Origin of the sequence: Lysobacter sp. 5GHs7-4 (assembly GCF_021284765.1) — a bacterium.
Classification (GTDB): domain Bacteria; phylum Pseudomonadota; class Gammaproteobacteria; order Xanthomonadales; family Xanthomonadaceae; genus Lysobacter.
Genome location: NZ_CP089924.1, coordinates 1,550,388 through 1,576,153, shown reverse-complemented (window position 1 = coordinate 1,576,153; position 25,766 = coordinate 1,550,388). Strand labels below are relative to the sequence as shown.

22 protein-coding genes and 1 pseudogene are annotated in these 25,766 nt (G+C 67.7%); 8 read left to right on the top strand and 15 right to left on the bottom strand.

Annotation, left to right across the window (positions count from 1 at the left end; translation table 11 throughout):
• Positions 1-41: 41 nt before the first annotated feature.
• Positions 42-1,931 carry a propionate--CoA ligase gene (prpE, locus tag LVB77_RS06895; protein WP_232909415.1) on the bottom strand — a complete coding sequence of 630 codons (1,890 nt, stop codon included), beginning with the start codon at positions 1,929-1,931 and terminating at the stop codon, positions 42-44.
• A gap of 345 nt (positions 1,932-2,276) precedes the next feature.
• Here prpE and LVB77_RS06890 point away from each other — a divergent pair, with 345 nt between their 5' ends.
• From LVB77_RS06890 to LVB77_RS06875, 4 genes are all read left to right on the top strand, one after another.
• Positions 2,277-3,608 (top strand): MFS transporter, encoded by a 1,332-nt coding sequence (locus LVB77_RS06890; protein WP_232909414.1) that lies wholly within the window; start codon positions 2,277-2,279, stop codon positions 3,606-3,608.
• Between the two features lie 28 nt (positions 3,609-3,636).
• Entirely contained in the window at positions 3,637-4,968 is a 1,332-nt protein-coding gene (locus tag LVB77_RS06885; RefSeq protein WP_232909413.1) for a dicarboxylate/amino acid:cation symporter, read from the top strand.
• Positions 4,969-5,112: 144 nt separating this feature from the next.
• Positions 5,113-6,294: a porin gene (locus tag LVB77_RS06880; RefSeq protein WP_232909412.1), complete on the top strand. Its 1,182-nt coding sequence runs from the start codon at positions 5,113-5,115 to the stop codon at positions 6,292-6,294.
• A 75-nt stretch (positions 6,295-6,369) separates the two neighbouring features.
• A complete protein-coding gene (locus LVB77_RS06875) occupies positions 6,370-8,997 on the top strand; it encodes a hybrid sensor histidine kinase/response regulator (protein WP_232909411.1) in 2,628 nt (875 codons plus the stop codon).
• Between the two features lie 179 nt (positions 8,998-9,176).
• On the opposite strand, the gene LVB77_RS06870 is transcribed toward LVB77_RS06875, so the two are convergent.
• The 5 genes from LVB77_RS06870 to LVB77_RS06850 form a co-directional block, all read right to left on the bottom strand.
• Complete coding sequence (locus LVB77_RS06870; RefSeq protein ID WP_232909410.1) at positions 9,177-9,833, bottom strand: response regulator transcription factor; 657 nt, start codon at positions 9,831-9,833, stop codon at positions 9,177-9,179.
• A gap of 131 nt (positions 9,834-9,964) precedes the next feature.
• Entirely contained in the window at positions 9,965-10,951 is a 987-nt protein-coding gene (locus LVB77_RS06865) for a malate dehydrogenase (protein WP_232909409.1), read from the bottom strand.
• A 55-nt stretch (positions 10,952-11,006) separates the two neighbouring features.
• The gene (locus LVB77_RS06860; protein WP_232909408.1) at positions 11,007-11,396 is read right to left on the bottom strand and encodes a glutaredoxin domain-containing protein; all 390 of its coding nucleotides are present in this window, start codon (positions 11,394-11,396) and stop codon (positions 11,007-11,009) included.
• Positions 11,397-11,438: 42 nt separating this feature from the next.
• Positions 11,439-12,644 (bottom strand): aminotransferase class I/II-fold pyridoxal phosphate-dependent enzyme, encoded by a 1,206-nt coding sequence (locus tag LVB77_RS06855; RefSeq protein ID WP_232909407.1) that lies wholly within the window; start codon positions 12,642-12,644, stop codon positions 11,439-11,441.
• A 343-nt stretch (positions 12,645-12,987) separates the two neighbouring features.
• Entirely contained in the window at positions 12,988-13,482 is a 495-nt protein-coding gene (locus LVB77_RS06850; protein WP_232909406.1) for a peptidylprolyl isomerase, read from the bottom strand.
• A 185-nt stretch (positions 13,483-13,667) separates the two neighbouring features.
• Between LVB77_RS06850 and typA the strand changes: the two genes are divergently transcribed.
• The 4 genes and pseudogenes from typA (at position 13,668) to LVB77_RS06830 (ending at position 17,926) form a co-directional block, all read left to right on the top strand.
• Positions 13,668-15,497, top strand: coding sequence for a translational GTPase TypA (typA, locus tag LVB77_RS06845; RefSeq protein ID WP_232909405.1), 1,830 nt, complete (start codon positions 13,668-13,670; stop codon positions 15,495-15,497).
• A gap of 46 nt (positions 15,498-15,543) precedes the next feature.
• Positions 15,544-16,014, top strand: coding sequence for a DUF2127 domain-containing protein (locus tag LVB77_RS06840; protein WP_232909404.1), 471 nt, complete (start codon positions 15,544-15,546; stop codon positions 16,012-16,014).
• 64 nt (positions 16,015-16,078) lie between these two features.
• Positions 16,079-17,268 (top strand): annotated as a pseudogene (locus LVB77_RS06835) (amidase family protein); the annotation flags it as partial.
• Positions 17,269-17,311: 43 nt separating this feature from the next.
• Complete coding sequence (locus tag LVB77_RS06830) at positions 17,312-17,926, top strand: amidase family protein (RefSeq protein ID WP_343226224.1); 615 nt, start codon at positions 17,312-17,314, stop codon at positions 17,924-17,926.
• 499 nt (positions 17,927-18,425) lie between these two features.
• On the opposite strand, the gene LVB77_RS06825 is transcribed toward LVB77_RS06830, so the two are convergent.
• From LVB77_RS06825 to secY, 9 genes are all read right to left on the bottom strand, one after another.
• Entirely contained in the window at positions 18,426-18,875 is a 450-nt protein-coding gene (locus LVB77_RS06825) for a hypothetical protein (protein ID WP_232909403.1), read from the bottom strand.
• Between the two features lie 59 nt (positions 18,876-18,934).
• Entirely contained in the window at positions 18,935-20,323 is a 1,389-nt protein-coding gene (locus LVB77_RS06820; RefSeq protein WP_232909402.1) for a 3-deoxy-7-phosphoheptulonate synthase class II, read from the bottom strand.
• A 61-nt stretch (positions 20,324-20,384) separates the two neighbouring features.
• Positions 20,385-20,900, bottom strand: a complete 516-nt coding sequence (locus tag LVB77_RS06815; RefSeq protein ID WP_232909401.1) for a disulfide bond formation protein B — start codon at positions 20,898-20,900, stop codon at positions 20,385-20,387.
• A 229-nt stretch (positions 20,901-21,129) separates the two neighbouring features.
• Positions 21,130-21,501, bottom strand: a complete 372-nt coding sequence (gene rplQ, locus LVB77_RS06810) for a 50S ribosomal protein L17 (protein ID WP_056172353.1) — start codon at positions 21,499-21,501, stop codon at positions 21,130-21,132.
• A gap of 213 nt (positions 21,502-21,714) precedes the next feature.
• Complete coding sequence (gene rpoA / locus LVB77_RS06805) at positions 21,715-22,713, bottom strand: DNA-directed RNA polymerase subunit alpha (protein ID WP_055902375.1); 999 nt, start codon at positions 22,711-22,713, stop codon at positions 21,715-21,717.
• A 50-nt stretch (positions 22,714-22,763) separates the two neighbouring features.
• A complete protein-coding gene (gene rpsD, locus LVB77_RS06800) occupies positions 22,764-23,393 on the bottom strand; it encodes a 30S ribosomal protein S4 (RefSeq protein WP_055902372.1) in 630 nt (209 codons plus the stop codon).
• A gap of 14 nt (positions 23,394-23,407) precedes the next feature.
• Positions 23,408-23,800 (bottom strand): 30S ribosomal protein S11, encoded by a 393-nt coding sequence (rpsK, locus tag LVB77_RS06795; RefSeq protein ID WP_055902370.1) that lies wholly within the window; start codon positions 23,798-23,800, stop codon positions 23,408-23,410.
• Positions 23,801-23,810: 10 nt separating this feature from the next.
• The gene (gene rpsM / locus LVB77_RS06790; protein WP_232909400.1) at positions 23,811-24,167 is read right to left on the bottom strand and encodes a 30S ribosomal protein S13; all 357 of its coding nucleotides are present in this window, start codon (positions 24,165-24,167) and stop codon (positions 23,811-23,813) included.
• Positions 24,168-24,398: 231 nt separating this feature from the next.
• The gene (secY, locus tag LVB77_RS06785) at positions 24,399-25,760 is read right to left on the bottom strand and encodes a preprotein translocase subunit SecY (RefSeq protein ID WP_056172348.1); all 1,362 of its coding nucleotides are present in this window, start codon (positions 25,758-25,760) and stop codon (positions 24,399-24,401) included.
• Positions 25,761-25,766 lie beyond the last annotated feature (6 nt).

Genomic DNA, 25,766 nt, shown 5'->3' with positions numbered 1-25,766 from the left:
GATCCGCCCGCTTCGCTCAAGTCCGGCGATCCCCGCGCGCCTCAGGCGTCCGCGCCGCGTGCCAGTGCGCGTTGCACCTCGTCCAGCGCGCCGGGGTCGTCCAGGGTCGACAGGTCGCCGGGGTCGCGGCTTTCCGCCAGCGCCTGGATCGAGCGCCGCAGCAGCTTGCCCGAGCGCGTCTTAGGCAAGGCGGCGACCACGTACACCCGCGCCGGCCGCGCCACCGCGCCCAACTGGTCGACCACGCACTGGCGCATGCCGGCGGCAGCGCGCGCGGGATCGGCATCGGCGGCCTGCTTGAGGGTGGCGAACACCACCGGCACCTGACCCTTGAGTTCGTCGTGCACGCCGATCACCGCCGCTTCGGCCACCGCCGGGTGCGAGGCCACCGACTCCTCGATTTCGCGCGTGCCCAGGCGATGGCCGGCGACGTTGATCACGTCGTCGGTGCGGCCGAGGATGAAGGTGTAACCGTCCTCGTCGCGGATCGCCCAGTCCAACGAGCTGTACAACAGCTCTTTGAAGTGGCCAAAGTAGCTGGACAGGAAACGCGCGTCGTCGTTCCAGATCGTGCTCATGCAGCCCGGCGGCAGCGGCGGCTCGATCACCAGCACGCCCTTCTCGTTCGCGCCCACGTCGGCGCCGCTGGCTTCGTCGATCACGCGCAGGCGGTAGCCCGGCGTGGGCAGGCCGGGCGAGCCGAACTTGACCGGCCGCAGTTCCAGCCCCGGCATCAGCGCCAGCACCGGCCAGCCGGTTTCGGTCTGCCAGTAATTGTCGATGACGGGCTTGCCGATGCCATCGGTGATCCAGTGCGCGGTCGGTTCGTCCAGCGGTTCGCCGGCCAGGAACAGCCAGCGCAGCTGCGACAGGTCGTGCGCCTTCAGCCAGGCCGCGTCCTGCTTCTTGAGCACGCGGATGCCGGTGGGCGAGGAGAACATGGTGCGCACGCCGTAGCGTTCGCAGATGCGCCACCAGATGCCCGGGTCCGGATGCGTGGGCAGGCCTTCGTACAGCACCGAGGTCGCGCCGGCGATCAGCGGCCCGTAGACGTTGTAGGAATGCCCCACCGCCCAGCCCACGTCGGAGGTGGAGAACATCGTCTGGCCCGCACGCACGTCGTAGATCGCCCACATCGACAGCGCCAGCGCGACCGCGTAGCCGCCGACGTCGCGCTGCACGCCCTTGGGCTTGCCGGTGGTGCCGGAGGTGTAAAGCAAGTAGCTCGGCTCGTTGGACTCCAGCCATTGCACCTCGACGTCGGCGTCGGCGTGGAGGGCGCGCAGCGGCGCGTAGTCGAGATCGCGGCCGGCTTGCAGGTGCAAATCGGGGTCCAGTCCGCGGTTGACCACCAGCACCCGCGGCGGCGGCGATTGCGCCTGCGCGCAGGCGGCGTCGACCAGCGGCTTGTAGGCGATCACCTTGCCGCCGCGCATGCCGGCATCGGCGCAGATCAGCAGCTTGGGCGTGGCGTCGTCGATGCGCAACGCCAGGTTGTGCGCGGCGAAACCGCCGAACACCACCGAGTGCACGGCGCCGATGCGCGCGCAGGCCAGCATCGCGAACACCGCCTCGGCCATGTTGGGCATGTAGATCACCACCCGGTCGCCGCGCCCCACGTCCAGCGATTGCAGCACCGCGGCGAATACGTTCACCTCGCGATGCAGTTCGCGATAGCTGAGCTCGCGGGTCTGCCCGGTTTCGCTGGAGATCGCGACCAGGGCCAGCTGATCGCCGCGCTCGTCCAGGTGCCGGTCCAGCGCGTTGTAGCAAAGGTTGGTTTCGCCGCCGGCGAACCAGCGCCGGAACGGCGGCCGCGCGTAGTCGAGGATGCGCTCGGGCGGCGCGTGCCAATGGATCGCGCGCGCCTGCTCGGCCCAGAACGCCTCGGGCTGCTCGATGGAACGGCGGTAGAACTCCTCGTAGCTCATGCGGGCGGCCGGTGGCGGGGCTAAGAGGCAGGCTAGACCAGGAGCGGGGATGGGTGCGTTACGACCTTGGTCTAGGCGGGGGTGGCTGCCTCGCTTTGCAAAGCAAATCCCCCTCAATCCCCCTTTTTCAAAGGGGGAGGCCGATATGCGCTTGCACCGGGTCGGCTCCCTCCTTTGGAAAAGGCGGGTTGGGGAGGATTCGCTTTTCGCCCACTCCGCCCCGCCCCCTAACCCATTCCGGCTAGCCTTAAGGTGCTATTGGCCGCGCGCCCCCCCGCCGTCCACCATCGTCCCAGCGTCGGGATGCGTCCGCCCGTCCCGCCGTCATCGAGTCAGGAGCCTTCCTTGAGCGCCATCCGCCCCGCCGACCAAGCCCTCCCCCAGGCCGCGCCGATGAGCGCGGGGCAGCGTTTGAAGTCGATCTTCAGCGGCTCGATCGGCAACCTGGTCGAGTACTACGACTGGTACGTCTACACCGCCTTCTCGCTGTACTTCGCCAAGACCTTCTTCCCCGCCGGCGACGACCTGCTGCAGACGCTCAATACCGCCGCGATCTTCGCGGTCGGCTTCCTGATGCGTCCACTGGGCGGCTGGGTATTCGGACGCTACGCCGACCGCCACGGGCGCAAGGCGGCGTTGATGCTGTCGGTGCTGATGATGTGCGCCGGCTCGCTGATCATCACCTTCACCCCGGGCTACGCCACCATCGGCGTGGCCGCGCCGGTGCTGCTGGTGCTGGCGCGCCTGTTGCAGGGCCTGAGCGTGGGCGGCGAATACGGCAGCTCGGCGACCTACCTGAGCGAGATGGCCGCGCGCGAGAACCGCGGCTTCTGGTCCAGCTTCCTGTACGTGACCCTGATCATGGGCCAGCTGCTGGCCCTGCTGGTGTTGATCGTGCTGCAGCAGTTCGTGCTGGACGAGGGCCAGCTCAAGGACTGGGGCTGGCGCATTCCGTTCGGCATCGGCGCCCTGGCCGCGGTGATCGCGCTGTACCTGCGCCGCAACATGCAGGAGACCGAATCGTTCACCAAGCGCCAGGCCAACGCCGCCGCAAAGCCGCGCGAAGGCTCGCTGCGCACCCTGATGCAGCACCCGCGCGCGGTGCTGACCGTGGTCGGCCTGACCATGGGCGGCACGCTGGCCTTCTACACCTACACCACCTACATGCTGAAGTACCTCACGCTCAGCGCCGGTTTCGACAAGGAAACCGCGTCGCTGATCAACGCCGCCAGCCTGTTCGTGTACATGCTGATGCAGCCGCTGATCGGCGCGCTGTCCGACCGCATCGGCCGGCGCCCGCTGCTGATCGCCTTCGGCGTGCTGGGCACCGTGCTGACGGTGCCGGTGATGCACCTGATCCAGGACGCGCAATCGCCGCTGCAGGCGTTCTGGCTGATCATGATCCTGCTCAGCGCGGTCAGCGGCTACACCGCGATCAACGCGGTGGTGAAGGCCGAACTGTTCCCGGTCGAAGTGCGCGCACTCGGCGTGGGCCTGCCCTACGCGCTGACCGTGGCCCTGTTCGGCGGCACCGCCGAGCTGATCGCGATCCGCTTCAAGCAGATGGGCATCGAAAGCGGCTTCTTCTGGTACGTCAGCGCCTGCATCGCCTGCTCGCTGCTGGTCTACGTGCTGATGCCCGATACCCGCAAGACCTCGCACATCGACCGCGACTGACCCCACTCACGCCTCGGAACCCTCGCCCATGAAATCCTCCGGCTCGCGTTTCTATCTCTGGGTGCTCGGCGCGATCGTGCTGGGCGGCACCCTCGGCCACTTCTTTCCGGACTTCGGCGTCAAGCTCAAGCCGCTGGGCGACGGTTTCATCAATCTGATCAAGATGCTGATCGCGCCGATCATCTTCCTGACCGTGGTGCTGGGCATCGCCGGCGTGGCCGACGTCAAGAAAGTCGGCCGCGTGGGCGCCAAGGCCATCCTGTATTTCGAAGTGGTCTCGACCTTCGCCCTGGTGATCGGCCTGGTGGTGGTCAACACGCTCAAGCCCGGCGCCGGCTTCAACGCCAACGTCGCCGACCTGGACCCGAAGAAGGTCGCCGAGGCCGTCGGCTACGCGCACAAGGCCGAGCAACAAAGCACCGTCGACTTTTTGCTGCACATCATTCCCAGAACCTTCACCGACGCCTTCACCGGCGAAGGCAGCCTGCTGCAGGTGCTGCTGCTGGCGGTGCTGTTCGGCTTCGCCCTGCTGCACATGGGCAAGGCCGGCGAGAAGGTCATGGACCTGTTCGAAACGCTGTCCAAGGCCTTCTTCGGCATCATGGGCATGGTCATGAAGCTGGCCCCGATCGGCGCCGGCGCGGCGATGGCCTTCACCATCGGCAAGTTCGGCATCGATTCGCTGGGCCCCCTGCTCAAGCTGATGGGCAGCTTCTACCTGACCTGCGCGCTGTTCGTGCTGATCGTGCTGGGCCTGATCGCGCGGCTGACCGGTTTCAGCATCCTGCGCTTCATCCGCTACATCCGCGACGAACTGCTGCTGGTGCTGGGCACCTCGTCCTCGGAGTCGGCGCTGGTGCCGCTGATGCGCAAGCTGGAACGCCTGGGCTGCTCCAAGCCGGTGGTCGGCCTGGTCGTGCCCAGCGGCTATTCCTTCAACCTCGACGGCACCAACATCTACCTGACCATGGCGGCGATCTTCGTCGCCCAGGCGCTCAACGTCGAACTCACCCTGACCCAGGAACTGACCCTGCTGGCGGTGGCGATGCTGACCTCCAAGGGCGCCTCGGGCGTGACCGGCGCCGGCTTCATCACCCTGGCCGCGACCCTGACCGTGGTGCCTTCGGTGCCGGTGGCCGGATTGGCGCTGATCCTGGGCATCGACCGCTTCATGAGCGAGGCGCGCGCGCTGACCAACATCATCGGCAACGGCGTGGCCACCGTGGTGGTCGCGCGCTGGGAAAACGAGCTCGATCGCGAGCGCCTGCAGCGCGAGCTGGCCAACCCGCCCAGCGCCGCCGATCTGGACGCCGACCTGGCGCTGGAGCGCGCGCCGCGCGCCTCGGAAACCAGCGGCTGATGCCCGATCGCTGAGCCGGATCGACCGGCTCACCGACGACCCGCGCGGACCCGCTCCGCGCACGCACCGCCACCCACCGCAAGCCCGGACGCCTCCGCGTCCGTTGGCGGCGCGCGCCCGCGCGTCGCGTACCGGAGACCGACCATGCCCCGTCGCGCCTGCCTGCTCGCCCTCGCCTTGACCGCCACCGCCGCGCACGCCGGCGACGACTGGCCGACCAAGTTCAGCCTCGCCGACGGCACCGAAGTGTCGGGCACGCTCAACTACGCCTGGGACCTCAACGATTTTTCCGGCGACGACGGCTACGGCACCGCCGCGACCGCGCTGGAAGATGCGCATACGAACCGGCGCAAGGAGTTCGGCATCGTGGTCAAGAAGAAGGACGTCTACGACTTCACCGCGGTCATGGATTTCCAGTCCAAGCTCTGGCTGGACGTGGCGCTGCGCGTGGAAACGCGCGCGCTGTTCGACCGCGACTACGGCCGGATCCGCGTCGGCTACTTCAAGACGCCGGTGAGCATGGAGAGCACCGCCGCCTCGCGCGCGTCCAGCATGCTGGAAGCCTCGGCGGCGTCGCAGGCGGTCTACGAAGGCCGCCGCACCGGCGTGGAATGGTCGCTGGAGCGGCCGCGCTACGGCCTCAGTGCAGCCTACTTCTTCGGCCAGGATCTGCAGGGCGACAACCCGGGCACCACCGCGGCCGCGCGCGCGATCTGGACGCCGGTCAGGCGGGCCGACGCCGTGGTGCACCTGGCCGTGTCGGGCTCGGTCGAGAATGCGCATGGGCATCGCGACGGGCGCGGCCTCTGGTCCGGCCCCAGCGCGCGCTTCCGCGCGCGGCCGGAAGCCGGACTGACCGCGGTGCGGCTGGTCGACAGCGGCAATCTAGGCGGCGTCGACCGCATCGAGCGCGGCGGCCTGGAAGCGCTGTGGATCGCCGGCCCGCGCTCGCTGCAGGCCGAATACCTGCACGCGACCGCGCAACGCGAGGACGGCCTGGGCGACTACCGCGCCGACGGCTACTACGTCACCGGCAGCTGGGTGCTGACCGGCGAAACGCGTCCCTACGCCGCCGGCAACGTCGGCAACGTCAAACCCGCGCACCGCTACGGCGCGGTCGAAACGCTGCTGCGCTACGGCGAACTGGACCTCGACCGAGCGGACGGTGCCAGCGGCGGCCACCAGCACGATCTCACCCTGGGACTGAACTGGTACTTGAGCACCCACTTCAAGTTCCAGGCCAACTACGTGCGCGCCAGCGCGCAGCGCGGCGCGCTCAGCGCCGACCCGCGCGTGCTGGAGTTGCGCGCGCAGGTCAATTTTTGAGCGCCGCCGGGCGCCCCACGCGAAAGCCGTTAGTCTTGGCCTAGCGCTCACCGCCCGCCTACGCCGACACCGACCGTGATCCCGCGCCGCCGCCAACTGCACACCGTGCTGTGGATCGCCCTGATCCTGGCCGGCGCGCTGCTGGCCATACTGCTGGCCGGCCGCTACGCCTACCCGCGCGCGCTGCAGGCCCAGGCCGACGAGGCGCGCGCGGTGCTGATACCGCGCGCGCAGGCGCTGGAGCAGCACATCGACCGCTACCGGATCATGCCGGCGGTGCTGTCGCTGGATCCGCAGCTCAAGGCGACCTTGCTGAACCCGCAGGACCAGGTCCAACGCCAGCGCGCCAACGAGCGCCTGGTGCAGCTCAACTTCGCCAACCGCACCAGCACGCTGACCCTGATCGATCGCGACGGCATCGGCATCGCCGCCAGCAACTGGACCCTGCCCAGCAGCAACGTCGGCCATTCCTACGCCTTCCGTCCCTACTTTCAGCAGGCGATGGCGCACGGCAGCGGCGAGTTCTACGCCATCGGCGTCACCACCCAGCGGCCGGGCCACTTCATCGCGCGCGCGATCCGCGACGCCCAGGGCCGCGCGATCGGCGCGGTCGCGGTGAAAGTGGTGCTGGACGACATCCAATCCGATTGGAGCGAGCGCGGCGACCTGATCCTGCTCAGCGACGCCAACGGCATCGTGTTCCTGACCGGGCGCGCGCAGTGGCGCTATCGCGTGCTGGCGCCGCTGACGCCGGCGCAGCTGACGCAGTTGCAGCGCACCCAGCAGTACCGCGGCCAGCCCTTGCGGCCGGTCGCGATCGCGCAGCAGCGCGCGCTGGGCGCCGACGCGCGCGTGGTGCGCGTGCGCGCACCGGGCGACGGCCGCGACCTGGTCTGGCAGTCGCTGCCGCTGGCGCGCGAAGGCTGGACCCTGCACCTGCTGCGCGACACTCGCGCCAGCGTGCGCGCGGCCTGGACCGCGCGCGCGATGGCCGCCGGCGCTTGGCTGCTGCTGGTGTCGCTGGCCCTGCTGCTGTGGCAGCGCCACCGCATCGCGCGCCTGCGCCTGCGCAGCCGGCTGGAACTGGAACAGATGGTCGAACAGCACGCGCAGGCGCTGCGTACCGCGCAGGACGGCGTGGTGCAGGCCGCGCACCGCGCCAGCATCGGCGAGGACCAGAGCCTGGAGCATTTGCCGCAAGGCGTGAGCGTGGTCGATGCGCAGTTGCGCCTGGTGGCCTGGAACCGGCGCTACGCCGAACTATTCCGCTATCCGCCGGAGCTGCTGCAGGTCGGGCGCCCGATCGAGGACCTGATCCGTCACAACGCGCGCCGCGGCCTGCTAGGCGGCGATCCGGAGGACGCGATCCAGCGCCGCCTGGACCATCTGCAACGCGCCCAGCCTTATCTGCACGAGCGCGAGCGCCCCGACGGCACCGTGATCGAAATCCGTGGCAACCCCATGCCCGGCGGCGGCTTCGTCACCAGCTACGCCGACATCACCGCCTACCGTCAGGCCGCGCGCGACCTGCGCACGCTGGCCGACAGCCTGGAACGCCGCATCGAGGAGCGCACCGGCGATCTGCGCGAGGCCAAGGGCGAGGCCGAGCGCGCCAACCGCTCCAAGACCCGCTTCGTCGCCGCCGCCGTGCACGATCTGCTGCAACCGCTCAACGCCGCGCGCATGTATCTGTCCTCGCTGCGCCGGCGCGTGGACGGCGAGAGCGGCGAACTGGTCGAGCACATCGACGCCGCACTGTCGGCGCAGGACGACATCCTGGCCAGCCTGCTGGATATCGCGCGGCTGGAATCCGGCGCGCTGCAGGTGCGGCGCCAGGCCCTGCCCTTGTCGCGCCTGTTCGCGGCCATCGAAGGCCCGTTCCGCATCCTCGCGCAGGCGCGCGGACTGCGCCTGCACGTGATCGCCAGCCGCGCGGTCGTCGACAGCGACGAAGTGCTGCTGCGGCGGATCGTGCAGAACTTCGTGTCCAACGCGCTGCAATTCACGCCGCGCGGCGGCCGTATCGTGCTGGGCGCACGACGCACCGCCGACGGCGTGCGCGTGGAAGTCTGGGACAGCGGCGCCGGCATCCCCGAGCACAAGCTGGAAGCGATCTTCGAGGAGTTCCAGCGCCTGGACAGCGGCACCGAGGCGCCCGCGCGCGGCGCCGGCCTGGGCCTGGCGATCGTGCGCCGCATCGCCGCGCTATTGGAGCATCCGGTGCGCGTGCGTTCCTGGCCGGGGCGCGGCAGCGTGTTCGTCATCGACCTGCCTTACGGCGATGCGGCCGCGGTGGCGGCAGCGTCGGTGCGCACCGCGCCCGCGCCGGACTCGTCGCTGGAGGGGCGCCGGGTCTGGGTGATCGACGACGACGCGGCCTCGCGCGATGCGGCGGCGCGCTTGCTGGCCGACTGGGGCTGCGCGGTGACCGCATCGCACTCGGCCGCCGACGCGGAAACGCAGGCGCGGATCGCGCCGATGCCCGAGCTGCTGTTGCTGGACTACCGGTTGGGCGAGGACAGCGGCATCGATCTAGCGCCGCGCCTGCAGCGCGCGTGGCAGGCCGTGCCGCCGGTGATTCTGATGTCCGGCGATGCGGATCCGCAGCTGCGCGCGCGTGCGGAGGAGCTGGGGTGGAATTTTCTGCCCAAACCTCTGCGGCCGGCGGCGTTGCGGGCGGTGATGATGCGGCTGTTGGGGTAGGACTTAGAGCAAGAGCAAATCCCCCTCAACCCCCCTTTTTCGAAGGGGGAAGACAAGCGGGCATGCGGGGCTTACATGCCTGACGGGCATCTAAGAGCGGGACGAATGCACGATAACGACGCCAGCCAGCCTCCCCCTTTGAAAAAGGGGGATTGAGGGGGATTTGCTGTTAAAAAGCCCTAAGACTCCTCCCCACCCTCGCCCGCCTCCAACGCCAGCGCCTTCACCAGCACCGCCGCCTGCGTGCGCGAGTGGCAGCCGAGTTTGCGCAGCACCGCGGTGACGTGGATCTTGACCGTGTTTTCCGCCAGCGACAGCTCGTGCGCGATCTGCTTGTTGAGCAGGCCGTCGGCCATGCGCATCAGCACGCGCAGTTGCTGCGGCGTGAGCTGGGCCAGGCGCTGCGCCAGCTGCGCGTCGGCCTCGTTGCGCTCGGCCTGCTGCGGCGGAAACCACAAGCCGCCGGCGAGCACCGCGGTCACCGCTTCGCCCAGGCTTTCGGCCGGCGCCGACTTGGGCACGAAACCGGCCGCACCGAACTGCTGCGCACGCCGGATGGTGCGCGGGTGCTCGTCGGACGAGACGATCAGCACCGGCAGTTCCGGACGCTCGCCGCGCAGGTAGACCAGCGACGAAAATCCCATCGCACCGGGCATGTTCAGGTCCAGCATCGCCAGGTCGTAAGGCGTGCCGTCGGCGACCGCGGCCTCCAGCGCGCTGCGGCTGGCGACCTCGCCGATCTGCGCGTCGGGCGCGATCGCGCCCAAGGCGTGCCGCAGCGCCGCCCGGAACATCGGGTGGTCGTCGGCGATCAGCAGGCGCAGGCTGGGGTCCATCGTGGCGTCGTTCCGCGCGCCCTCTCGGCGCAGCCCGATCCTACACGCGCACCGCGTTGCGCACGGCGATGTCGGCCCCAAAAAAAACAGGGCGGCCGTAGCCGCCCTGCGATGACGCTATGGCGAAGGGATCAACCCAGCAGATGGGCGACGCCGGCGCGCTCTTCTTCCAGCTCGGCCAGGGTCTTGTCCATCGCGGCGCGGCTGAACGCGTCCACTTCCAGGCCTTCCACGCGGGTGTACTCGCCGTTGGCGGTGATCACCGGCACGCCGTACATCACGGTCTCCGGGATGCCGTAGCTGCCGTCCGACGGCACGCCCATGGTCACCCACTTGCCGTTGCTGCCCAGCACCCAGTCGCGGATGTGGTCGATGGCGGCATTGGCGGCCGAAGCCGCCGAGGACAGGCCGCGCGCCTCGATGATCGCCGCGCCGCGCTTGCCGACCTGCGGGATGAAGGTGTTGGCGTTCCACTCGGCGTCGCCGATCTTGTCCTTCAGCGACTGGCCGTTGACGGTGGCGAAGCGGTAGTCCGGGTACATGGTCGGGCTGTGGTTGCCCCACACGATCAGGTTCTCGATCTCGCCCACGGCCACGCCGGCCTTGGCGGCGAGCTGGCTGAGCGCGCGGTTGTGGTCCAGGCGCAGCATGGCGGTGAAGTTCTTGGCCGGCAGGTCCGGCGCCGACTTCATGGCGATGTAGGCGTTGGTGTTGGCCGGGTTGCCGACCACCAGCACCTTGACGTTGCGCGAGGCGACCTTGTTCAGCGCCGCGCCTTGGGCGGTGAAGATCTTGGCGTTCTCCAGCAGCAGGTCCTTGCGCTCCATGCCCGGGCCGCGCGGACGCGCGCCGACCAGCAGGGCGATGTCGGCGTCCTTGAACGCGACCTCGGCGTCGTCGGTGCCGACCATGCCGGCCAGCAGCGGGAACGCGCAGTCCTCCAGCTCCATCATCACGCCCTTCAGCGCGGCCTGGGCCTTGTCCAGCGGCAGCTCCAGCAGCTGCAGGATCACGGGCTGGTCCTTGCCCAGCATTTCGCCGGAAGCGATGCGGAACAGCAGCGAGTAGCCGATCTGGCCGGCAGCACCGGTGACGGCAACGCGGACGGGGTTCTTCATGGGGGTGATTCCTTACGCTGGTGTGAGATGCGGGCGGGCCCGCGTCAGTAGAGAGTCAGTAGATCGAGTAACCCAACGGGGTCAGTTTTTCCTTGAGCGCATCGGTCTGGTAACCGTGGATCACGGCCTGGCCGACCACGGTCACCGGTACGCCGCGCGAGCCGAGCGCGCGCGCCGCGCGCTCGCCTTCCGGGGTGTCGACGTCGAGCACGCGATAACGCACCTTCGCCTGCTCGAAGTCCTTCTGCTGCTTGCGGCAGTAGCCGCACCATTCCGCCGCCAGCATCACGATCTTGGTCTCGCCGGTGGTCTGGCGCGGATCGTCCGGATGCAGCGGCTGCGGGCCCAGGCCCAGCATGTCGGCGACGTCGCCGTCCATGGTCTTGTAGCCGACCACGCCCAACGCGAGCGCTCCGGCGATCCACAGTACGGTGACTACGCGCATGGGGTTCCTTCTCCGATCGCCGCTGACGGTTCCGCGCCGGACTCAGACGAGTTCGGCGAAGAACTCCTGGAAGCGCTGCAGGCCCGGCGCCAGCTGCGGCGTCGGACAGGTGTAGCTGATGCGCAGCGCACGCGGTTCGCCGAACGCCGAGCCCGGCACGCAGGCCACGCCCTTGGTTTCCAGCAACGCGTTGCAGAAATCCATGTCGTTGCCGATCTTCAGGCCGCTGGGCGCATGGGTCTTGCCGAACGCGACGCTGATGTCCGGGAACACGTAGAACGCGCCCTGCGGACGCGGGCAGATCACGCCCGGGATCGCGTTCATCACCGCCATGACCTGGTCGCGCTTGCCCTGGAACTCGACGCACTTCATGTTCGGCACGTCTTGCGGGCCGGTCAGCGCGGCGACCGCAGCGGCGGTGACCATTTCCGGAATGTTGGTGATGTGGTTGGAATTCATCGTCGCCAGCGCCTGCGCGACGGATTCCGGACCGGCCATGAAGCCCACGCGCCAACCGGGCATGCCGTAGGTCTTGGACAGCGAGTCCAGGAAGATCACCCGGTCGCGCAGCTCGGGGCGCGCGTGCACGAAGTTGTGATAGCCCAGGCCGTCGAACACCATGCGGTTGTAGATGTCGTCGGTGATGATCCAGGTGTCCGGATACTTCACCAGCACGTCCGCCAGCGCGTCGATCTCGTCCTTGCCGTAGACCATGCCGGTCGGGTTGGACGGATTGTTGAACAGGAACACCTTGGGCTTTTTCGCCAGTGCCGCGTCGAGCTGCGCCGGGGTGAGCTTGTAGTCCTGCTCGGCCGGGCACGGCAGCAGGTCGATCTTGGCGTTGACGATCTCGGCGATGTCGAGATAGCTGGTCCAGTACGGGGTCGGGAAGACGATGGTGTCGCCTTCGTCCAGCAGCGCCTCGGCGAGGTTGTAGATCACGTGCTTGGCGCCGATGCCGGTAGCCACGTTGACGCGGCCGTAGCCGCTCAGGCCGATCTTGCCGATGTGCTCCAGGAACGCGTCCAGCAGCGCGTCGGCGCCGCGGTTGCTGCCGTATTGGCCGCTGTCCTTGCTCAGCGCCTCGCGCACGGCGGCGTAGACGTGGTCGCCGGGCAGGAAGTTGGGGACGCCGATGGAGAAGCTGATGATGTCGCGGCCTTCGGACTTGAGCCGCTTGGCCTTTTCGGCGACTTGCATGATCGCGCTGGGCTTGGCGCGACCGATGCGCCGGGCAAGCTGGGGCATCGTGAAACCTCGTGGGATGGTGTACGACGAATGCGGGGAGGTGTGCGAGCGAAACGCGCTGCGTACGGTGTCCGAATGCGTCCGGAACCACCGGAATCGAGCCCCAAAATGGTAGCACAGCGCGGCGGCGGCGCCGGCCCGCGGAGGCCGGAAAAGCCTGTTCCGGCGCGGACTCGATTGGATACGGCGGCGCATGCCTGAGGTTCAAGGCCTCGTCCGGCGTGGCGCCGCTGCGGAAGGAAAATCGCGGCTCACGCCGCTGCCACAGAAAGCGGGCGACGCCGGAAACGAAAACGCCGCGGCACGGGCCGCGGCGTTTCGGGGTCGAGCCAGGCACCGGGGATCAGGCGGCCAGGATCTTGTTCCACTCGGCGACGCGGTCGGCCTTGGCGGCCAGCGCGGCGGCGGCGTCGCCCTCGATCTTCACCGACTTGATCTTGTCGCCCTGCTTGACCGCATCGACCACGTCCAGGCCTTCCAGGACCTTGCCGAACACGGTGTGCTTGCCGTCCAGCCACGGGCAGGGAATGTGGGTGATGAAGAACTGGCTGCCGTTGGTGCCCGGGCCGGCGTTGGCCATGGACAGCACGCCGCGCTCGTGGGTGAGGCCGTTGCGGGTCTCGTCCTCGAAACGGTAGCCGGGGCCGCCGGTGCCGGTGCCCTGCGGGCAGCCGCCCTGGATCATGAAATCGGCGATCACGCGGTGGAAGTTCAGGCCGTCGTAGAAGCCGCGCTGGGCCAGGTTGACGAAGTTGGCGACGGTCAGCGGCGCCTTGTCGGCGGCAAGCTCGATGCGGATCGGGCCGCGGTCGGTGTCGAAAGTGGCGGTCAGGCTCATAGCCGTCTCCTGGAAGTGGATGGGGGGGTGTCGGGTCCGGAAACCTGCCGCCGACATGGCGGCGGACCGGCCAATTCGCAAGCATACCCCACCCCGTTCAGCTGAATGGGCAGCTTTAGTTATTGCCAGGTATAATGGTCGGCTTCTTCCGGCCCTTTACGCTCTTCACAAAGAGCGCTCTTCGCATGTCCATCCAAAACCTCCGCAATATCGCCATCGTCGCCCACGTCGACCACGGCAAGACCACGCTCGTCGACTGCCTGCTCAAGCAGTCGGGGACCCTGTCGGAACGCACGGTTTTGGCCGAACGCGCGATGGACAGCAACGACCAGGAAAAAGAACGCGGCATCACCATCCTGGCCAAGAACACCGCCATCACCTGGCAGGGCAACCGCATCAACATCGTCGACACCCCGGGACACGCCGACTTCGGCGGCGAGGTCGAGCGCGTGCTGTCGATGGTCGATTCGGTGCTGATCCTGGTCGATGCGATGGACGGCCCGATGCCGCAGACCCGCTTCGTGACCCAGAAGGCCTTCGCGATGGGCTTTAAGCCGATCGTGGTGGTCAACAAGATCGACCGTCCGGGCGCGCGTCCGGACTGGGTGATCGACCAGGTGTTCGACCTGTTCGACAAGCTCGGCGCGACCAACGAGCAGCTCGATTTCCCGATCGTCTACGCCTCGGCCCTGCACGGCTACGCCAGCCTGGACGACAGCGCGCGCGACGGCGACATGACCCCGCTGTACGAAGCGATCATGAAGCACGTGGCACCGCCGCAGGTCGACCTGGACGGCCCGTTCCAGATGCGCATCAGCCAGCTGGACTACAGCAACTTCGTCGGCCTGATCGGCATCGGCCGCATCCAGCGCGGCAAGGTCCGCCGCAACATGCCGGTCAGCGTGGTCGACCGCGAAGGCAAGAAGCGTCAGGGCAAGGTGCTGCAGGTGCTGGGCTTCATGGGCCTGGAGCGCATCGAGGCCGAGGAAGCCGAGGCCGGCGACATCGTCGCCATCTCCGGCGTGGCCGACCTGTCGATCTCCGACACCGTTTGCGCGCTGGACGCCCCCGAGGCCCTGCCGGCGCTGACCGTCGACGAGCCGACGATCAGCATGACCTTCCAGGTGAACAACTCGCCGTTCGCCGGCCACAAGGAACTCAGCGGCGGCAAGTTCCTCACCAGCCGCCAGCTGCGCGAGCGCCTGGAGCGCGAGACGCTGCACAACGTGGCGCTGAAGGTCGAGGAAGGTTCCGACCCGGACAAGTTCCTGGTCTCCGGCCGCGGCGAACTGCACCTGTCGGTGCTGATCGAGAACATGCGCCGCGAAGGCTTCGAGCTGGCGGTGTCGCGCCCTGAAGTGATCATCAAGGAAATCGACGGCCAGCTGATGGAGCCGGTCGAGCAGCTGGTGGTCGACATCGAAGAGCAGCACCAGGGCGGCGTGATGGAGAAGCTGGGCGTGCGCAAGGGCCAGCTCAAGAACATGGAATCCGACGGCAAGGGCCGTGTGCGCCTGGACTACATGATTCCGGCGCGCGGTCTGATCGGCTTCCAGAACGAGTTCCGCACCCTGACCCAGGGCTCGGGCCTGCTGTTCCACGTGTTCGACCATTACGGTCCCAAGGAAACCGGCGCGATCGCCAAGCGCATCAACGGCGTGATGATCGCCAATGCCGCCGGCACCACGCCCGCCTACTCGCTGGGACCGCTGGAAGAGCGCGGCCGCCTGTTCGCCGCCGAGGGCGACCAGGTGTACGAAGGCCAGCTGGTCGGTATCCACTCCAAGGACAACGACCTGACCGTCAACGCGATCAAGCCCAAGCCGCTGACCAACATGCGCGCCTCGGGCAAGGACGACGCGATCAAGCTGACCCCGGCGATCAAGTACTCGCTGGAACAGGCGCTGGACTTCATCGAGGACGACGAGCTGGTCGAGGTCACCCCGAAGGAAATCCGTCTGCGCAAGAAGTTCCTCACCGAAAGCGATCGCAAGCGCGCCTCGCGCGCGGCCTGATCGCGATCCGCGGCCAGGCACGCAGGTAACGCCGGCACCGCACCGCGTGAGCGACGACGCGCATTACGATCCACGACCGCAGGCCCACCCGGGCCTGCACGTGATCGCGCTGGTCGAAGCCGCCAAGGGACTGCTGGGCCTGCTCGCCGCGAGCGGTCTGGAACTGCTGGGTCCGGCGCCGCTGCAGCGCTGGATCCACGAACTGATCGCGCGCTTCCATCTCAATCCCGAGCACGGCGGACTGGCCAAGTTCGCCGATGCGATCAGCCCGCATTCGGTGCACCTGGCCGCCGGCGCGGTGCTCGCCTACGGCGTGCTGCATCTGGTCGAGGCCTGGGGCCTGTGGCGCGCCAAGGCCTGGGCCTCGTGGCTGGGCTGCCTCGGCGCCGCCGCCTACCTGCCCTTCGATCTGTACGCGCTGTTCAAGCACCCGGGCTGGATCGCCGTGGCGGTGCTGGCGATCAACCTGATCGTGGTCTGGGTGCTGGGGCGCGATCTGTTCAAGCGTCGTCACTGAAGGGCGGCCGCGCCGCACAGGCGCTCGTGCATACTCGCCCTGGTCCGATCTGGGGGTGACGCCGATGCACGCCACACCGTTTGCACCGCGCGTTTCCGCGCTGGTCATCGCGCTGTCGCTGGCCGCTTGCGCCAGCGCGCCGCGCGGCCCCGCCGACACGGCCTCCGATAGCGCGACCACCGCTGCGGCGACGGCCGCGCCCGCACTCGACGATCCGCTGGGCATCGCCGAAGCCGACCTCGACGATCTCGGCGCGCGCCTGCGCGACGGCCGCCTCAGCAGCGTCCAGCTCACCCAGGCCTACCTGGACCGCATCGCCGCGCTGGACGACGCCGGGCCCCGGCTCAACGCGGTGATCGAACTCAACCCCGACGCCCTGCTGGAAGCCGACCGCCTGGATGCCGAACGCAAGGCCGGCGCCCCCAGCGGGCCGCTGCACGGCATCCCGGTGCTGATCAAGGACAACATCGACGCCACGCCGATGGCCAACTCGGCCGGCTCGCTGGCCCTGGCCGAGCACCGGCCCAAGGACGACGCGCCGTTGGTGGCGGCGTTGCGCAAGGCCGGCGCGGTGATCCTGGGCAAGACCAACCTCAGCGAGTGGGCCAATTTCCGCTCCAACCATTCGGTGTCCGGCTGGAGCGCGCGCGGCGGACTGACCCGCAATCCTTATGCGCTGGACCGCAGCGCCTGCGGCTCCAGCAGCGGCACGGGGTCGGCGATCGCCGCCAGCCTGGCCGCGGTCGGCGTGGGCACCGAGACCGACGGCAGCATTTTGTGCCCAGCGGCCATGAACGGCCTGGTCGGACTCAAGCCCAGTGTGGGCCTGATCAGCCGCACCGGCATCATTCCGATCTCGGCCAGTCAGGACACACCCGGCCCGATGACGCGCAGCGTCGCCGACGCCGCGCGTCTGCTGAGTGCGCTGGTCGCGGCCGACGCCGGCGACGACCCGGCCGCGCGCGCCGCCGCTTCGCATCGCCTGACGACTATTCCGCCGCGTTGAATCCCGACGCGCTCAAGGGCGCCCGTATCGGTTACCTGCACGAATCCGGCGTCGGCTATCAGCGCGAACTCAACGCCGCGCTGGAGCGCGCGATCGCGACCTTGCGCGCGGCCGGCGCGACCGTGATCGAAGTCGAGATCGCGACCGCCGGGCAATGGGACGAGGCCGAGTACGAAGTGCTGCTGTACGAGTTCAAGGACGGCCTGCAACGCTACCTGCGCGACAGCGGCGCGCCGCTGCGCAGCCTGTCAGCGCGAACTCAACGCCGCGCTGGAGCGCGCGATCGCGACCTTGCGCGCGGCCGGCGCGACCGTGATCGAAGTCGAGATCGCGACCGCCGGGCAATGGGACGAGGCCGAGTACGAAGTGCTGCTGTACGAGTTCAAGGACGGCCTGCAACGCTACCTGCGCGACAGCGGCGCGCCGCTGCGCAGCCTGGACGAGGTGATCGCCTACAACCGCGCGCACGCGCAACAGGAACTGCCCTACTTCGGCCAGGAGCATTTCGAGCGTGCCTCCCAACGCGGCCCGCTCACCGACGCGCGCTACCGCCAAGCCGCCGCCAAGGCGCGCCGCCTGGCCGGCCCGGAAGGCATCGACGCCGTGCTCAAACGCCATCGACTGGACGCGCTGGTCGCGCCCGCCACAGGGCCGGCCTTCCTCGTCGACCCGATCAACGGCGACCACTACTCCGGCTCCGGCTACGGCGCCGCCGCGGTCGCCGGCTACCCCAGCCTGACCGTACCCATGGGCGACGCCCACGGCCTGCCGCTAGGCCTGGCCTTCCTCGGTCCGAAATGGAGCGAAGCCCAGCTGTTGGGCTACGGCTATGCGTTCGAGCAACGAACGCGTGCACGGATCGCGCCGCGTTATCTGCCGAGCTTGCCGGTGCTGATGCGGCCTTAGCGCTTCGGCTTCGATGCTCAGAGGCGAACGTCGTTGCGCTTGGCTTGCAGGCTTTGCGGCCTTTGCTGCTAACCACTGCAGCTAGCTGTTGCCCTGCTCGCTGCCCCTGCTCGTTGCCCTGCTCGTTGCCCTGCTCGTTGCCCTGCTCGTTGCATCTGGCTGTTGCCTCTGCTCGTCATTCCCGCGCAGGCGGGAATCCAGGGACTTCAGAACGCAGTGCAACGCACCCGCGCGACTCCAGTGAAGCCGTCGCATCCAAACGCCGCCATTGAGCGAACTGCGCAGCGAACCCCAGACAACCCGCTAAAGTCTCTGGATTCCCGCGTTCGCGGGAATGACGAGCAAAAAACATCTGCGCCCTGGATTCCCGCCTGCGCGGGAATGACGAGCAAAAGCAGCGGCGCTGCTGAACCGTAGGGTGCGGTGGCAACCGCACCATCGCCATGTCGGCTACAAACACGGCGACGCGAACGATCCGGCTCGCCGCGCGAGCCGCTACCTACTTGACCGCGCGCGCGGACAAGCGCGGCCACTCCTGACGCAGCCCGATCAGATGCATCGCGCCCAGCGCCAGGCAGATCGCCGAACTCCAGTACCAGAACGCCGGGCTGCGATCCGGCAGTTGCGCGACGAAAGGCAAGCCGACCACGCCGCGCAGCAGATACACCGCGGTGATCGCGCACAAGGCGCTGCGCAGCAACGGCAGGCGCCGGATCGCGCCGGCACCGGACAACGCGTACAAGGCCCATACCGTGAGCACCGCCGCGATCGCCGCCGTGACCAGGGCCGGATACGGATCGCCCGCGATCGCCAGTTGCGCCATGCGCTCACCGGCGCCGAAGAACCGATACCAGGGCGCGCCGAACACGATGCAGCCCAGATGCAACACCGCCGCCACGGCGGAGCCGGCGGCGGCGGCGATCAACCAGGGATTGCAACGATCGCGCATGCGTCAACGACCCATGCGCGATCCGCGGGCCGGCCACGACATCGCCGGCCCCGACGCGATCACGCCGGCGCCGCGATCTGCGCCTGCTTGCGCACGATCAGCATCGCCACCTCCAACGCCTGTTCGTAGTTCAGGCGCGGATCGACGGTGGAGTGGTATGCGCGCTCCAGATCGCTCTCGGTGAGCTCGCGCGCACCGCCCAGGCATTCGGTCACGTCCTCGCCGGTCAGCTCCAGATGCACGCCGCCCAGACGGGTGCCGGCCGCGGCGTGCAGCTCGAAGGCCTGCTCGATCTCGCTGCGGATGTTGCGGAAGCGGCGGGTCTTGTAGCCGTTGCTGGTGCTCTCGGTGTTGCCGTGCATGGGATCGCAGACCCACAGCACACGGCGGCCGTCGCGGCGCACCGCATCCAGCAGCGGCGGCAGCTTCTCGGCGATCGTGCCGGCGCCCATGCGATGGATGAAGCTCAGGCGGCCCGGCTCGTCCTCGGGGTTCAGCAGGTCGATCGTGCGCAGCAGCTGATCCGGCGTGACCGAAGGGCCGACCTTGAGCGCGATCGGGTTGCGGATGCCGCGGAAGTACTCCGCGTGCGCGCCGTCGGCGGCGGCGGTGCGCATGCCGATCCACGGGTAATGGGTGCTGAGATTGAACCAGCCCCAATGGCGCGGCACCTGCCGGGTCAGCGATTCCTCGTAGGGCAGCAGCAGCGCTTCGTGCGAGGTGTAGAAGTCGACGCGGTTGAGGTTGTGCACCTCCGAACCCGACAGCGTCTCCATGAAGCGCACCGCGTCGCCGATCGCGTTGACCATGCGCCGGTACTCGTCGGCCAGCGGCGAGTGACCGACCCAGTTGAGGTTCCAGTACTCGGGATGGTGCAGGTCGGCGAAACCGCCGTCGATCAGGGCGCGCACGAAATTCATCGTCATCGCCGAGCGCGCGTGCGCCTTGATCATGCGGCGCGGATCGGGACGGCGCGCGGCCTCGGTGAAGGCCGGCGCGTTGACCATGTCGCCGCGGTAGCTGGGCAGAGTGACGCCGTCGATGGTCTCGCTGTCGGCCGAGCGCGGCTTGGCGTACTGGCCGGCGAAACGCCCGACCCGCACCACCGGCTTGCGCATGCCGTGCACCAGTACCAGGCTCATCTGCAGCAGCACCTTGAGCCGGTTGGAGATCACGTCCGAGGAGCACTGGTCGAAGCTCTCGGCGCAGTCGCCGCCCTGCAGCAGGAAGCGCTTGCCTTCCTGCGCCTCGGCCAGTTGCTGCTTGAGCGCGAGGATCTCCCACGAAGTCACCAGCGGCGGCAGGTTGCGCAGCTCCTGCAGGGCGTCGGCAAGTTCGGCCGCGTCCGGATAGGTCGGCAACTGCAGCGCAGTGCGCTCGCGCCAGGACGTGGGCGTCCAGTTGGCGGGCAGATTGACGGCTCGGAGGTTGCGGTCGGTGGCGCTCATTTCCTTGGATCCAGTGGTTGCGGTACGAGTTGCGAGGGACGCGCGCTAGGCGCGATGGCGATCAGACGGTGACACGCTTGCGGAACGCGGCATAGGCCGCCCAGGCGGCCAGCACGAGGAAACAGATCAGGCTCCAGGCCGGCATCGCCAGGCCCAGGAAGGTCCAGTCGACGGCGGCGCATTCGCCCGAGCCGGTCATCACCTTGCGGATCACGCCGGTGATCGGCATCGCCTCGAGCATGTAGTCCAGGCCCGGGCCGCAGGCCGGCACCTGTTCCGGCGGCAGGTGCTGCAGGCGCACGTGGTTGCCGGCGACCAGAATGCCGCCCAGCGCCGCCAGCAGCGCGAACCAGCCGTAGGTCTTGCGCCCGCGCGCGCCCTTGGGACCGTGGATGGCGCCCAGCAGGAACACCAGGCCCAACGCGAAGAACGCCACGCGCTGGAAGATGCACAGCGGGCACGGCTCCAGGCCGTCGTGCAACTGCAGGTAGAACGCATAGCCCAGCAAACCCGCGCAGGCGAGGAAGCCGAGCAGGAACTGGAGTCGGAACGAGGCTTGGAAGGGGCTGGCAGTCATGGTGATCACCTTACGTCGTGGGCAGCGCCGTGCCTAGCGGCAGCGGCGCCGGTTCGGTTATGACGACAGAAGACTCCGACAGGCGGCAAAAGTTGCCGGTGGTTGCCTGCGAAACCGTTGCCGTCGTAACCGTCGCCAGAACGCAAAAGCCCCGGCCTGGGCCGGGGCTCTTACGCGCCTCGTCGCGGGCGACGGGGCAAGGCGTTCGCGGATCGCTCCGCGCCGTCGATTACTCGGCGGCTTCGGGACGATCGACCAGCTCGACGTAAGCCATCGGCGCATTGTCGCCAGCGCGGAAACCGCACTTGAGGATGCGCAGGTAGCCGCCCGGGCGCGCCTGATAGCGCGGACCCAGGGTCGTGAACAGCGTGCCCACGGCTTCCTTGTCGCGCAGGCGCGAGAAGGCAAGGCGGCGGTTGGCGACGCCGTCGACCTTGGCCAAGGTGATCAGCGGCTCTGCGACGCGGCGCAGTTCCTTGGCCTTGGGCAGGGTGGTGCGGATGAGGCCGTGCTTGATGAGGGACGCAGCCATGTTGGTGAACATCGCATCGCGGTGAGCACTGGTGCGGCTGAACTTACGTCCGGATTTCTGGTGGCGCATGGTCGTGATTCCTAGTGAATGCTGTCGCTATTGGGATTCGCTGTCGCCATCGTGGCGTTGGAACATGGACTGCGGTTGGTCCGAGCCCGTTCGTCCTGATCGGGCATCGCCGCGGGTCTTGGACCCATCGACGTGTGTGTTGCGGTGTTGCCTTGCTTCAGCAGAAACCCGCGCACGCGTGCGCGGGTTTCCCTTGTTACTTGAGCCTGCGTATCAGCCCATCATCCCGTGCTGCGCGATACCGGCCGGCGGCCAGTTCTCGAGCTTCATGCCGAGGGACAGGCCGCGCTGAGCCAGCACTTCCTTGATCTCGGTGAGCGACTTCTTGCCCAGGTTCGGGGTCTTGAGCAGCTCGACTTCGGTCTTCTGGATCAGATCGCCGACGTAGTAGATGCTCTCGGCCTTGAGGCAGTTGGCCGAACGAACGGTGAGCTCGAGGTCGTCGATCGGACGCAGCAGGATCGGGTCGATGCCGCTGGTGGCCGGCTTCGCCGCACCGCGGTCGCGGTGGGTGAAATCGCCGAACACCGACAGCTGGTCGGTGAGGATGTCGGCGGCGGTGCGCACGGCTTCCTCGGCGTCGATCGTGCCGTTGGTTTCGATGTCCAGCACCAGCTTGTCGAGGTCGGTACGCTGTTCGACGCGCGCGGCTTCGACGGCGTAGGCGACGCGACGGACCGGCGAGAAGCTGGCATCCAGCATCAGGCGGCCGATGGTGCGGGTTTCCTCGTCCGGACGACGACGCGCGGCGGCCGGCTGATAGCCGAAACCACGCTCGATCTTCAGACGCATGTTGATCGCCGTGTCCTTGGTCAGGTGGCAGATCACGTGCTCGGTGTTCAGGATCTCGACGTTGTGGTCGGTCTTGATGTCGCCGGCGGTGACGATGCCAGGGCCCTGCTTGGCCAGCGACAGCGTGGACGCGTCGCCGGTGTGCATGCGGATGGCGACGTCCTTGAGGTTCAACAGGACTTCCAGCACGTCCTCTTCCAGACCCTCAACGGTGGTGTACTCGTGGAGCACGCCATCGATTTCGACTTCGGTGATGGCGAAACCCGGGATCGAAGACAGCAGCACGCGGCGCAGCGCATTGCCGAGGGTGTGGCCGTAGCCGCGTTCCAGCGGCTCGATCACGACCTTGGCGCGATTGCCGGCAAGGCGTTCGATCTGGGGACCGCGCGGACGCAGTACCTGGTTGGCGGTAACCGTCATGTTTCGGTGTCTCCTGCGAGGCCCCGGCGAACCGGGGCTTCAAAAGATAATTACTTCGAGTACAGCTCGACGATCAGCGCTTCGTTGATATCGGCCGGCAGATCGGCACGATCCGGCACAGCCTTGAACACACCGCTGAACTTCTTGCTGTCGACCTCGACCCAGGACGGCGAGAGGTCCATCTGCGAAGCGACGGTCAGGGATTCCTGCACGCGCAGCTGCTTCTGGGCCCGCTCGGACAACGCGATCGCGTCGCCGGCCTTGACCTGGTAGGACGGCAGGTTGACGGACTTGCCGTTGACCGTGACGCCGCGGTGCGAGACCAGCTGACGGGCGGCCGGACGGGTGACCGCGAAGCCCATGCGGTAGATCACGTTGTCGAGACGCGTCTCCAGGAGCTGCAGCAGGTTTTCGCCGGTGTTGCCCTTCTTGGTCGAAGCCTTCTTGTAGTAGTTGCGGAACTGACGTTCCAGCAGGCCGTAGATACGCTTGACCTTCTGCTTCTCGCGAAGCTGGGTGGCGTAGTCGGACAGCTTGCCCTTGCGGGCGGTGGGGCCGTGTTGGCCGGGCTTCTGCTCGAGCTTGCACTTCGAATCGAGTGCGCGAGCGGACGACTTCAAGCCGAGGTCGGCGCCTTCGCGACGAGCGAGCTTACAGGTGGGACCGATATAACGAGCCATTTTTCTTCAGCTCCTCAGACGCGACGCTTCTTCGGCGGACGGCACCCGTTGTGCGGGATCGGCGTCACGTCGATGATGTTCATGATCTTGTAACCGACGTTGTTCAGCGAACGAACGGCGGACTCACGGCCCGGACCCGGACCCTTGATGCGCACTTCCAGCGACTTGACGCCGTAGTCGAGCGCAGCACGGCCTGCCTTTTCGGCGGCGACCTGGGCGGCGAACGGGGTCGACTTGCGCGAACCGCGGAAACCCGCGCCGCCCGAAGTCGCCCACGAGAGCGCATTGCCCTGGCGGTCGGTGATCGTGATGATCGTGTTGTTGAAAGAAGCGTGGACGTGGGCGATGCCGTCGGTGACGACGCGCTTGATCTTCTTCTTGGTTTTTGCAGCTGCCGGCTTAGCCATGGTCTACCCCTTACTTCCTGATGGCCTTGCGCGGACCCTTACGGGTACGTGCATTGGTACGCGTACGCTGACCGCGCAGCGGCAGGCCGCGGCGGTGACGCAGGCCGCGGTAGCAGCCCAGGTCCATCAGACGCTTGATAGCGATACCGACCTCGCGACGCAGGTCGCCTTCGACCACGTACTTGCCGATCTCGGCGCGCAGGCGCTCGACTTCCGGCTCGGACAGGTCACGGATCTTGGTCGTCGAGGTCACGCCTGCGGCTTCGCAGACCTTCTTCGAACGAGTACGGCCGATGCCGTAAATGCTTTGCAACCCGACCCAGACATGCTTCTGGGCAGGCAAATTGACGCCCGCAATACGCGCCATAACGCGATCTCCAACTGAGTTTGGCGGCCGAGACGGATTAATCCCGGCGGAGTGAACTGGAAATTTTAACAAGGTCTCGGGTTAATAGGAAGCCCCGCGGCACCAGAGGTGCCACGGAACCACGGCATGGGGAGTGTGCCCATGCTCCGGCGACGATACTGAACTGGCTGAACAGGACGATCCCGCCCTGCTCGCCCCGCGCGCTACTCTGGCGCGCGGAATGGCCCAGTATCACCCGCGCGCGAGACCGCCGCGCGAGCCGCCCTTCAAGTTCGCCTTCTTCAACAGGCTCTCGTACTGATGGGACATCAGATGAGCCTGGATTTGAGCGATGAAATCCATCACCACCACCACCACGATCAGCAACGAAGTGCCGCCGAAGTAGAACGAGGTGCCCAGTTGGGTGCGCATGATCTCCGGGAGGAGACAGACGATCACCAGATAAGCCGCGCCGGCCGCCGTGAGGCGGGTCAGCACGCCGTCGACATAATCGGCCGTCGCCTTGCCCGGGCGGATACCCGGAATCAGCGCGCCCGACTTCTTCAGATTGTCAGCCGTTTCCTGCGAGTTGAACACCAGCGCCGTGTAGAAGAAGGCGAAGCCGATGATCAGGGCCGCGTACAGAATCATGTGCAGCGGCTCGCCGGGGTTCAACCACTGGCTCACGCGCTGCAGCCAGGTGGCCGAGCTGCTCTGGCTGAACCAGGTGGCCGCCGTCGCCGGGAACATCACGATGCTCGAGGCGAAGATGGCCGGGATCACGCCCGACATGTTGAGCTTCAGCGGCAGGAACGACGACTGGTTCATGTAGGCGTTACGGCCGCCCTGACGACGGGCGTAATTGACCGTGATCCGCCGCTGGCCGCGTTCGACGAACACCACCAGATAGGTGAACACCACCACGATGGCCACCACCGCGATCGCGGTCATGGGGTTCATGGTGCCGTCGTTGATCTGGGTGAACATCGTGATCACCGCGGCAGGCAGGCCCGCGACGATGCCGGCGAAGATGATCAACGACACGCCATTGCCGATACCGCGCTCGGTCACCTGCTCGCCGATCCACATCAGGAACATGGTGCCCGCGGTCAACGCGATCACCGCGGTCAGGATGAAGCCCGGACCCGGGTTGTAGACCACCGGAATGCCCTGGCTGGCGCCGCCGGCCTGCAAGGCCGTGGCGATGCCCCAGGCCTGGAACACGGCCAGGGGGATCGCACCCATGCGCGACCACTGGTTGATCTTGCGCCGGCCCGACTCGCCTTCCTTCTGGATGGCCTTCAGGCTGGGCACGATCTGCACCAGCAGCTGCACGATGATCGACGCCGAGATGTACGGCATCACGTTCAGCGCGAACAGGCTGAAGCGGTGAAGAGCGCCGCCCGAGAACATGTTGAACATGTCCACGATCGTGCCCTTCTGCGACTCCATGAGCTTGAGCATCGCCTCGGGATTGACGCCCGGCACCGGGATGTAGCAACCGATGCGGTAGACGATCAATGCGCCGACTACGAACAGCAGACGTTGGCGGAGCTCGGTGAACTTACCGAGACCGCCGCCGAGACCGGCCATCGCGTTGCTGCTCCGCGCCATGTATCG